Origin of the sequence: Protofrankia sp. Cas8, assembly GCF_963555845.1 — a bacterium.
Taxonomy (GTDB): domain Bacteria; phylum Actinomycetota; class Actinomycetes; order Frankiales; family Frankiaceae; genus Protofrankia.
Map to the genome: position 1 here is coordinate 1 of NZ_CAUVXI010000115.1, position 9195 is coordinate 9195.

Genomic DNA, 9195 nt, shown 5'->3' on the forward strand with positions numbered 1-9195 from the left:
GCGTCACCTCGAACTCGACGCGCTGGTTCTCTTCCAGGCTGCGGTAGCCTGCGCTGTCGATGGCGGAGTAGTGGACGAACACGTCGGGACCGCCGCCGTCCTGGGCGATAAACCCGAATCCCTTCTCGCCGTTGAACCACTTCACGGTGCCCTGAGCCATGTGTCGTCTCCTTCGTGGGGCTGGACCAAGCCCGCCCACTGCGAATACCAGGTTGCCGCGGTGGGACCGTCCCACTACCGGAAAAGACCGGAGAAACGAAAAACGCCCGCTGTCAGACTCCGGGGCGTTTGAGCGTTCGAGGAAGCTCCAACTGCAACACAGCCAACGTACCAGGCTTCACGAGGATGCGCGGGGTGAGGGTGCGCAACAGGTGAACTCCCCGACAGGCGGTGCGGATCATGAGCATGATCAATTAACTGGACGGCTCAGGATGTTCGAGGCGGGAGCAGTTTGGCTGATTGATCCGCTGTTGCGATCAGCTGTCCGTTTTCGTCGAATATCCTGGCGCTGATCTGGGCTACGCCGCCGATCACGGCCTCGACCTGGGCGTCCACCAGCATCCAGTCCGTCTGGGCCAAGCGCCCGACCCGCAGACTGTTGTCCAGACTGAGGGTGTAGACGGGCCGGCCCACCGCATCGATGACAGCGGCCGGCGCCAGATCCGCGAGGATCGCGACCGACGCCGTCGAGGTCACCATGGGCTGATTCAGCCGGGCCCACAGGATGGCGCGGCCCGAACCCGGGCTGCCATCGAGCGTTGACCGTGGCGGGCGGGCCCAACGCTGCTCGATCCGGGCGAGCATGCCCCCCGCCTCGGCCACGCTGCGGCCGCTGCTGGTGTAGGTCCGCGGCGGGCAGTCCGGCGGGCCTGGCACGTCATCCGGTGGACCGGCGAACTGCACACCGCCGTCCACTGTCGGGCCGCCATCCGTCGGGCCGCCGAAGGTGCCCGTGGCCAGCAGGGCGAGCCGGCCGTTGATCATGCCGCGTACCGCGACCTGGGACAGGTTCCGCCCGTGCTGGCCTACCTCGAGCTGAAGATTGAGACACGCCCCGGCCTGGATGGGAGAGACGTACTGGACGGTCGCCCACACACAGCCCCGATCGAGGATGCTCTCGGTGACCGCGATCGCCGCGGCTAGCCCACAACCGCCCCACAACGTCCTGCCGGAGTTGAGCAGGTGCGGGCCGACCACGAGGCTGCCGCCGCCGGCCTCGGCATCGACGCTCAGCCCGAGAAACCCGAGAAGCCCGCGCAGGTCATGCGTGGTGCCTCCGGCGGTCCCTCCGGCGGTCCGGTCGGCGCCGTCCACATCCATCCCGAACCCGGTGCTCATGTCCCCATGCTCGCAGGTTGCCCCCTACGGCCGCCCTGTGTGCGATGGGCGCCGGGCGACTATCGCGGCGAATGTCCGGCGACGATGCGCACCAGCGCGGGCGGTGTTCCCAGCATGCCCGGCCGGGTCGGCGGGGCGCCGGGCGCATGCGGTGGTACCCGCACCCGCAGAGCCGCCGGCAGGCAGCGGAACTCCAGCGGAGGGTCCAGTTGCATGGCCTCGCCGTCAATGCCGATGTTCACCGGACCGGTGGAATCCACCCGCAGCGTCGGGGTCGTCCACCGGTGGAATCCCCGGAAGCGTTCCAGCGCTCCGGCTGACTCGAGCGCCATCAGGGCCGGCACGTCGTGGGCACGGTCGACGAGCACGGTGACGACCCCGAGTTCCCCGCCATCGAGCTTCGGCCGGGTGCCCAGCCCACCGAGACTGCGCAACTGGTAGGCGTTGTTCGACACGAGCAGGACGTCCGCCGTCGGTGTGAGTTCACCGTCCGGGCCGGTGAAGCGCAGATCCGGTGGGGTGGCCCGCGGGCCCAGCAGATCCGGAAGCATCTCGGTCGCCGTGCCGATCTTGGAGTTGCGGTAGTCGTCGGACTGCACGATCTCGGCATAAATGCCCAGCGAGGCGTTGTTGACGAACACCCGACCATCGACCTCACCGAGATCGATTCGTCGTTCCACGGCGGTGATGAAGCCCTCCAGCGCCCCGGCGACGTCGCTGCGATCAAGGCCGAGGTCGGCGGCGAAGTGGTTTCGGGTGCCGGCCGGGATGCAGACGAATGCGATATCGTGCCTGCGGGCGACATCGGCGACAAGGGCCTGCGATCCGTCGCCGCCGGCCATTCCGATCACGTCTGCTCCGCCTGCGACGGCGTCTTCGGCGAGCGCGCGTAGGTCGTCGCCCGGTGTGAGCGTGATGGTCGCGATGCCGTGCTGCCGCGCCTCGTCGACCAGGTGGTGACGTTCGGCGGCACCCCCGCCCGAGCGCGGGTTCACGATGAGGACGCCATGGCGGGCAGGTCCCACAGCGACCCCGGACGGGCGGTGACGCCCGAACGCGGTCCGGGTCGCAGCTCCGGATGCGGCGATCAGAATGATGACGATGATCGCGGTGGTGATGCCGGCGACGTCAAGGGCCAGGACCAGCACGACGAGCGCGACAGCCGCGACAGCGGTCCCCAGGAGGCGGCGCAGGCCGCGGTTGACCAGCGCACTCCCGACGGCGAGTCCGGTGATCACGAATGCCGGGATGACGATCAGCAGCGTGCCTGGATCGTCCACCAGGCTCCAGATCCCGACGACCATGGCGGCCGCGAAGCACAGCAACGCCGCTGTCGCCGCGGCTCGCCGTGACAACGAGGGCCGGGCGACCTCCGAATGCTCATGGGCCATGCCACTCCGTTGCGACTGGTGTCCGTTGTGACTGGCGTCCGTTGTGACTGGTGGCCGCTGTCAGAACGCCGGCCGGGTGAACTGTTCCTTACCCCGTGGTGTGACCGTTACCACTGCGAAGGCGTGGCATGGCCGGTGACCCGGCTGCGGCCGGTCATGGGCCGCAGCCGGTGGATGGACGACTGGTGCGAGACTTCTGCCTTATGGTGAAAAGACCCCGGACCCGTGCGAGCCGGTTCATCGCGATCGGAGCCGGGCTGGTGGTCCTCGGCGCCGGTGCTGGCGCATGCAGTTCCGGTGGTGCCGCGCCGGCAGCTGACGCAACGCCGACGAAGATCCAGGCTCCGCTCGGCGCGGAGGCGGGTATCAGGGCGCAGACCGGCAGTGACCAGGGCTCATCCCCCCGCCCGTCGCCCGTGCCCGGCGGCCAGCTGACTCCCGCACCCGGGTCACCGCCGGTGTGTGGCGAGTCCGAGCTACGGCTTGATGCCGGTCCGATGACGGGCGCCGCGTCCGCTGAACGTCAGGGGTTCGTCGTTGTCCTCACCGACATCGCAGACCGGCCGTGTTCGTTGATCGGCTATCCGTCCGTGGTCGCGTTGAACAGCGAAGGCCGCCAGGAGCGGTCCGCCGCCCGGTCCGAAGGCGGCAGCCTGTTCAGGGTGGGCCCACCGGGAACAGTTGTCCTTCAGCCACAGCACAGCGCGTCGTTCGGGGTCGAATGGACAGCCGTTCGTTCCGCGGGCACATCCGATGCCAAGGACGCATGCTTGCCGTACGCGAGTTTTGTGATCATCCCGCCGAACCAGGGTGGCGGTCGGCACGTTGATCGCCAGGTAGCCATCTGTGACGCATTCCAGGCGCATCCCGTGGTCGCCGGAACCACGGGAACACGGTCGCACTGACCGACAGTTACGACCGACGACCGACGACCGACGACCGACCACTACCCACTACCCACTACCCACTACCTACGACGATGCCCGGAAACCCGCGATGCCACGCAGACGTGGGACGGCACCCATCCGTTGGGGATTCCACCCCAGCTCCGAATACATGTCATTGTCCTGCCATCGGGCCAGCGCCTCCCGGTCCAGGGCGGCGAGCGACTCCGGCAGGGCGTCCAGATGGTGCCACTGAAGGCGGCCCACTCGCTGGTCCCGGCCTGGCGCTGGCATGCCGCGCCAGTGGGTCAACCGGAAGAACAACCCCACCCGTTCACCGGTATCGCCGTAATGGTGATGCGCCACGTGCGCGAGCCACACATGCGCTGCCATCGCCATCACCGACACCGTGTCGTCGGCGATTCGAAGCACGGCCTCTATCGCCGGTTCATGCCCGTGTAACTCGCCCCATGGAAGCCGCCACGGTGAATCCGGCTCGCCGGAACAGCCCAGCAGAACCGACCCGTCCGCGCGCCACATCAGCACATGGACATCGATCGGCAACTGAGTCACACGGTCGCTATCCGCACGGTCGATATCCGTGCGGCCGGCATTCGCACGCTCGGTATCTGCGCCGTTGGCGTTGTTGCCTATCACCACAGCCCCCCTCCGGGGGTGTCGCCAGCAGTGGGGTGGATGCGCGGATGAGCCTGCGCTGTACTCCAAGGGGATCGCATTGCGACCCCCTTGGCCCCCCGCGCCCGGCCGGTTACACCGTTGGCACCGTCGGAAACCGGCCCGTTAGCCGGGCCGGCAAGCGCCCGCCGGTCAGCCGCGTTCCAGATGACGGTGAGCTGTTCCGTGGCATCGACGACCGATAACCACATCTGCGCGCCCATCATGTGTCTGACCACCAAGTTTGCGAACCAATCCATACGACGCACCCCTGCAATCACGCCGCCGGAACTTCGACAACGAGTAGTCGTTATCTGACCATCCGCTGTCTGGCTGAAGCCCCGCCTCGCCGACGGTTCCCCCCTGCGAGCCGTCGCCATCGCGAAGTAGGTGAGGCGGACGCCGTGGGTTATCATCACGGCCTCCCGGGATCCCCACTTTCGCGGCGTGAGTGAGGGTGCTTGCACATCATGGCGCTCGTAGTGTGCAAATGCAAGGTCCGGGTGCACGTGCATGTGGCGTGGGCGTCTGTGGGGCGATGGAAGATCGGATGGCATACTCTTGCCCTGACCGATGTTGAGGGGGACTGATCGTGACGACCGCTGAGTCCGGAGGTGGTCCGACTGTGCGTCGGATCCTCCTTGGTTCCCAGCTCCGCCGGCTACGTGAGGACCGGGGCATCAGCCGCGAGGATGCGGGATACAGCATCCGGGCGTCTGAATCGAAGATCAGCCGCCTGGAGTTGGGACGGGTCAGCTTCAAGGAACGCGACGTGGCTGATCTGTTGACCTTCTATGGTGTCACCGACGAGGCTGAACGGGCGCCGTTGTTATCGCTGGTCCGTGAGGCCAACCAACCTGGGTGGTGGCACAGCTACACCGATGTCCTACCAGGTTGGTTCCAGTCCTACATCGGGCTGGAGGAGGCCGCGGCTCTGATCCGCACCTACGAGGTCCAGTTCATTCCGGGCCTGCTCCAGACCGAGGACTACGCCCGCGCCATTATTACTCAGGGTTATAAGGGGATGCCGGCCAAGGCCGTCGAGCGTCGGATCAGTGTACGGATGAATCGACAGAGACTGCTGATGCGGCCAGATCATCCTCGGTTATGGGTCGTCGTGGATGAGGCCGCACTACGGCGGCCGATAGGTGGGCCCAAGGTGATGCGTGCTCAGCTCGAGTACCTCACGACGCTCACGGAGCGGCCGAACCTCACTTTTCAGATCATGCCGTTCCTCTTCGGCGTTCATGCCGCTGAAGGCGGCGCGTTCAGTATCCTGCGCTTTCCCGAAGAGGATATGTCGGATGTCGTTTACCTGGAGCAGCTCGGCGGTGCCGTCTATCTGGACAAGCGCGAGGACGTCGACCGTTACCTGGAGGCCATGAACCGCCTCTGTCTCGACAGCTTGCCTCCGGCCAGCACCGCTGAGGTCCTCAGCCGGATCCTCAGCCAGACCTGAGGCACGGTGGGCAGCACGACCGTGCGGTTCTTCGCGCCCCGGGAGGCGCGAAGCGCCCTGGCTGCCTCGGGTTCATCCGAGGTTTCTACTGGAACAGGTTGTCAAAGTCACCGTCCTTGGCCCCGAGGATGAGCGCCTCTATCTCGGCGCGGGTGTAGATCAGTGCGGGACCTTCCGGATGCCTGGAGTTGCGGACCGCGACGGAGTCCGCTGACAGTCGGGCCATCTCCACGCAGTTTCCCTGCGAGTTGCTCCGCCGGCTCTTCTGCCAGGTGACCTGCGGCAGAGCGGTCGCGGACATTCCGTTGTAGATCTCGTGCACGGTGGTCTCCCTCGATTTTACGAGCCGTCGGCGACACGAGAAGGTCATAATTGTGTCGCCATTGGCTTTTTGTGTTGTTTTGCCATTTTGGTGATAAATAAAGGTCATAATTGTGTTTTCACGGACGGACGGGGCTTGCGAGTCCGTGCCTGCCGTGCCGTGCCGTGCCTGCCGCGCCGTGTTCCCGTGCGGCTCGCCGCACCCGCGCTCGCACCCGCGCGGACTCGAGTCCCGTCCCGTCTCCGGGCGCATGAACGGACCGACGGCAGAGCCCACCCCCTCCCGCTTCGCAGGAGCCTTAGGCCGTGCAAATGCACGTACTTCGTGCGCAGGATATAGCACGGGCATCCGCACGTGCATCGGAACCGTACGAATTACTTTAGGCAGTAAAATAATGACGAACTGTATTCAATGATTGCGAAAGGCCTACATGATGATACGCAGTGAAGTTATTTGATAACTACAGGGATCGGATCCGTTGCCCGTCTGCTCGGGCAGCGCCTGGCGGTAGGCGCGGCCGGCCACGCCAGAACGCCGCGGCCTCGTCGACCATCGAGATGATCGTCGGCCCGGTCCGGCCGCGCGGTGGTCCGGCCGCGCGGTGGTCCGGCCGCGCGGGTGACCCACCCGTGGACGCTGCGTCACCTGGTTCGGGCGAAGCCGTATGAACAGCGGGACCATACGGTGGCCATGGAACGCCTGGCGGACCGTTCAGCGCAGGTGCGCCCGATATCGAGGGGCCCGTGAAGGGACGTCGTGGTGAGTAGTGCGCTGCCACTGGCGCTCGCCGCCGGCATTTATCCGCTGGGACTGGCCATTGTTCTGCGCTATCTCGGCGAACCAGCCTCGATGCGGCATGCGTACGCCTACCTTGCCGGCACCGCGACCGTCACCTTCGTAGCGGGTGCGGCGATCCTGCTCACCCTGCGCGGCTCCGGGTTGACCGAGCGGAAGCATCCCACGCCGAGCGGCGGCATTCAGGTGTTCCTCGGGGTGGGACTGCTGGTCGTGGCGGTCTTTCTGGCCCGACGGCGAAAGCCGGCCGCTGCGGACGGGTCTGACGTTGCGGACGGGCCAGACGCGGCTGGTGCGTCCAGCCCGTCGGACAAGCCTGCTGGGCCGGATCAGGCTGACAAGCCCGATGGGGCGAATGCTGGACCCGGGCGTCATCCGGGACTCGGTCGTGTGTATCTGTTGGGGGTGGTCACATATCTGCCGTCCCTGCTCTATGTCAGCGCGATCAGAGACCTCGCGAACACCGACATGAGCGATTCGGCCACCGCGCTGCTCCTGGTGCTGTGCGGTGTGTTGGTGCTCCAGATGGTGGAATTGCCGATAATATTGCGACTGACCGCGCCGCGACACACCGGGGCGATTCTCGCCGCGTACAACGGGTGGATGCACCGACACGGGCGGGATCTGGTCGTCCTGCTTGCCGCCGCTGGTGGCGTGTACGTCCTCATCAGCGGGGTCACGACCCTGGTGGACTGAGTCGGAGGTTCAATGGCATGGAATAGGTGGAACGGCATATTTCCACCAGGCTGCAGACCACTCGCCGTAGGTTTTTCCAGTCGCGGGCGACACTGCGGCAATGGCCAGCGCCACAGCCCCCGTCACCGCCGTCACCAGCTATCGGACGATTCTCATGACGTCTCGTTTACGGCCAGGCCCGATATTCCGGGCCAAGCGGCAGGAGGCATCCTCGTGACATCTCCTCCCGGCGTCGGGTCGGTTGGGAATACCGGCCAGTCAACACCGCAGCAACATCCCGGTCAATGACCCGAGTTGCTTTCGCGTATGAGAACGAATCCGTCGCGGGATGGTATTTCCCACGGATTGGTGCGGCGGGCGTGTCAACCCGAAATAGAAGAACGGAGGGTGTGTCGGAGAACGAGGGTTACGTGCCGGTGGTCTCCGTCGCGCTGTTCTTCGGGAGTTCAGGCCGAAGGAGACGCGCCGGACGTGCTGCCCACCGTCCGATATCGGGTGCCGGTGCCGGTGCCTCGGCGTCGCATGTCACCAGCGGCAGGTCCGCGCCCCGGTTGGCGGCGAGGCGCAGAAGTTCAGGCAGCAGTGTGGCGAGTACCGAGGCGTCGTCGTCGGCCTCATGGGCCCGACGTTGGGGAACGCCCCAGTGGGCCGCGAGGGTCGCCAGTTTCAGGTCGGGCAGTTCGAGGTTGAGCTGGCGCGCGAGAACCCGCGTGCACAGTCGCCGATCGATCGGTAGGCGCAGGTCGAGCCGCTGCGCCTCGGCTGAGATCATCTGCCAGTCGAACGTCGCGTTGTGGGCGACGAACACCCGCCCGGCAAGCATGGACACCAATGGATCGACGATCTGGTCGAACGTCGGGCTGCCGGCGAGTCGTTCGCGGGTGAGTCCGTGAATTTGGACCGGTCCGGGGTCGCAACCCGGATCGAGCAGGGTCGACCAGCTGCCTTCGACGGTGCCGTCCGTGGCAACGTGGACAACGGCGACCGACAGCACTCGGTGTACACGCGGTGACAAGCCCGAGGTTTCGACGTCCACCACGGCGTAGCGGTGCGGAAACACGGCGGCGAACTCACGGCCCGGGACCACGATGGTTGTCACAGAACGGATCTTGCCGGACCGCTGCGCCGGGACCGCACCCATATGCACATGAGAGAGACAATTCTTACACTGTGGATGGCGGTCGGCAGGTCGGCAGGTCGGCAGGTCGGCAGGTCGGCAGGTCGGCAGGTCGGGTTCGGTACATCCATAGGTGGCGGCGGTACCCGCCCGGTGGTCGAGTCCATTTTGGATCTTTCGGTCAGGCTGCTTCCCCGGATTCGCGGTCGAACGAGGCTTTCAGGCCGGCGAGGACGGCGATGGCACCGGCAGTCGCCGCGTTTGCGATGATGATCGCCATGTCGCCGTTGAGGAGACCGTAGCCCAGCCACAGACTCACGCCGAGCCCGAGGATTCCGAGATAGATCCAGGAGATGTCCCGGACGGAGCGGGTCCGCCAGGACCGGAACAGCTGCGGCAACCAGCACCCGGTCGTCAGGGCGCCGGCCAACAGGCCCAGGACGGTCATCCGCACCTCTTTCTCGTCGATCCGAGGATATTTCAGATTTGGGTGGCGAGACATCGGGGAACGACCTGTT

The 9195-nt window shown here is 66.1% G+C and carries 10 protein-coding genes; 3 read left to right on the forward strand and 7 right to left on the reverse strand.

All coding sequences use genetic code 11. From position 1 onward, the window contains the following. From U9977_RS16485 to U9977_RS16495, 3 genes are all read right to left on the reverse strand, one after another. Window positions 1–160: cold-shock protein (locus U9977_RS16485; protein WP_322750170.1), on the reverse strand; the 160-nt coding region annotated here is incomplete at its 3' end. 266 nt (window positions 161–426) lie between these two features. Next, on the reverse strand, window positions 427–1338 hold the full coding sequence (locus U9977_RS16490; RefSeq protein WP_322750155.1) for a thioesterase family protein: 912 nt from the start codon (window positions 1336–1338) through the stop codon (window positions 427–429). A gap of 59 nt (window positions 1339–1397) precedes the next feature. Further along, entirely contained in the window at window positions 1398–2729 is a 1332-nt protein-coding gene (locus U9977_RS16495; protein WP_322750156.1) for a diacylglycerol/lipid kinase family protein, read from the reverse strand. A gap of 185 nt (window positions 2730–2914) precedes the next feature. Between U9977_RS16495 and U9977_RS16500 the strand changes: the two genes are divergently transcribed. Then, a complete protein-coding gene (locus U9977_RS16500; RefSeq protein WP_322750157.1) occupies window positions 2915–3634 on the forward strand; it encodes a DUF4232 domain-containing protein in 720 nt (239 codons plus the stop codon). A gap of 66 nt (window positions 3635–3700) precedes the next feature. Here U9977_RS16500 and U9977_RS16505 read toward each other — a convergent pair whose 3' ends face one another. Beyond that, a complete protein-coding gene (locus U9977_RS16505; RefSeq protein WP_322750158.1) occupies window positions 3701–4270 on the reverse strand; it encodes an NUDIX domain-containing protein in 570 nt (189 codons plus the stop codon). Window positions 4271–4880: 610 nt separating this feature from the next. Between U9977_RS16505 and U9977_RS16510 the strand changes: the two genes are divergently transcribed. After that, a complete protein-coding gene (locus tag U9977_RS16510; protein WP_322750159.1) occupies window positions 4881–5747 on the forward strand; it encodes a helix-turn-helix transcriptional regulator in 867 nt (288 codons plus the stop codon). Between the two features lie 85 nt (window positions 5748–5832). On the opposite strand, the gene U9977_RS16515 is transcribed toward U9977_RS16510, so the two are convergent. Beyond that, window positions 5833–6069, reverse strand: a complete 237-nt coding sequence (locus tag U9977_RS16515) for a DUF397 domain-containing protein (RefSeq protein ID WP_322750160.1) — start codon at window positions 6067–6069, stop codon at window positions 5833–5835. Window positions 6070–6828: 759 nt separating this feature from the next. On the opposite strand from U9977_RS16515, the gene U9977_RS16520 reads away from it, so the two are divergent. Continuing rightward, on the forward strand, window positions 6829–7560 hold the full coding sequence (locus U9977_RS16520) for a GAP family protein (protein WP_322750161.1): 732 nt from the start codon (window positions 6829–6831) through the stop codon (window positions 7558–7560). 406 nt (window positions 7561–7966) lie between these two features. Here the strand turns inward: U9977_RS16520 and U9977_RS16525 are convergent, their stop codons facing one another. Both U9977_RS16525 and U9977_RS16530 read right to left on the reverse strand, forming a co-directional pair. Continuing rightward, window positions 7967–8659: an exonuclease domain-containing protein gene (locus U9977_RS16525; RefSeq protein ID WP_322750162.1), complete on the reverse strand. Its 693-nt coding sequence runs from the start codon at window positions 8657–8659 to the stop codon at window positions 7967–7969. Window positions 8660–8858: 199 nt separating this feature from the next. Next, on the reverse strand, window positions 8859–9195 hold a 337-nt coding region (locus tag U9977_RS16530), incomplete at its 5' end, for a PQ-loop domain-containing transporter (protein ID WP_322750163.1).

Bases quoted from the DNA above. Each gene is read 5' to 3' on its own strand.
- U9977_RS16490 (WP_322750155.1), bottom strand. From the start codon at position 1,338: ATGAGCACCGGGTTCGGGATGGATGTGGACGGCGCCGACCGGACCGCC.
- U9977_RS16495 (WP_322750156.1), bottom strand. From the start codon at position 2,729: ATGGCCCATGAGCATTCGGAGGTCGCCCGGCCCTCGTTGTCACGGCGA.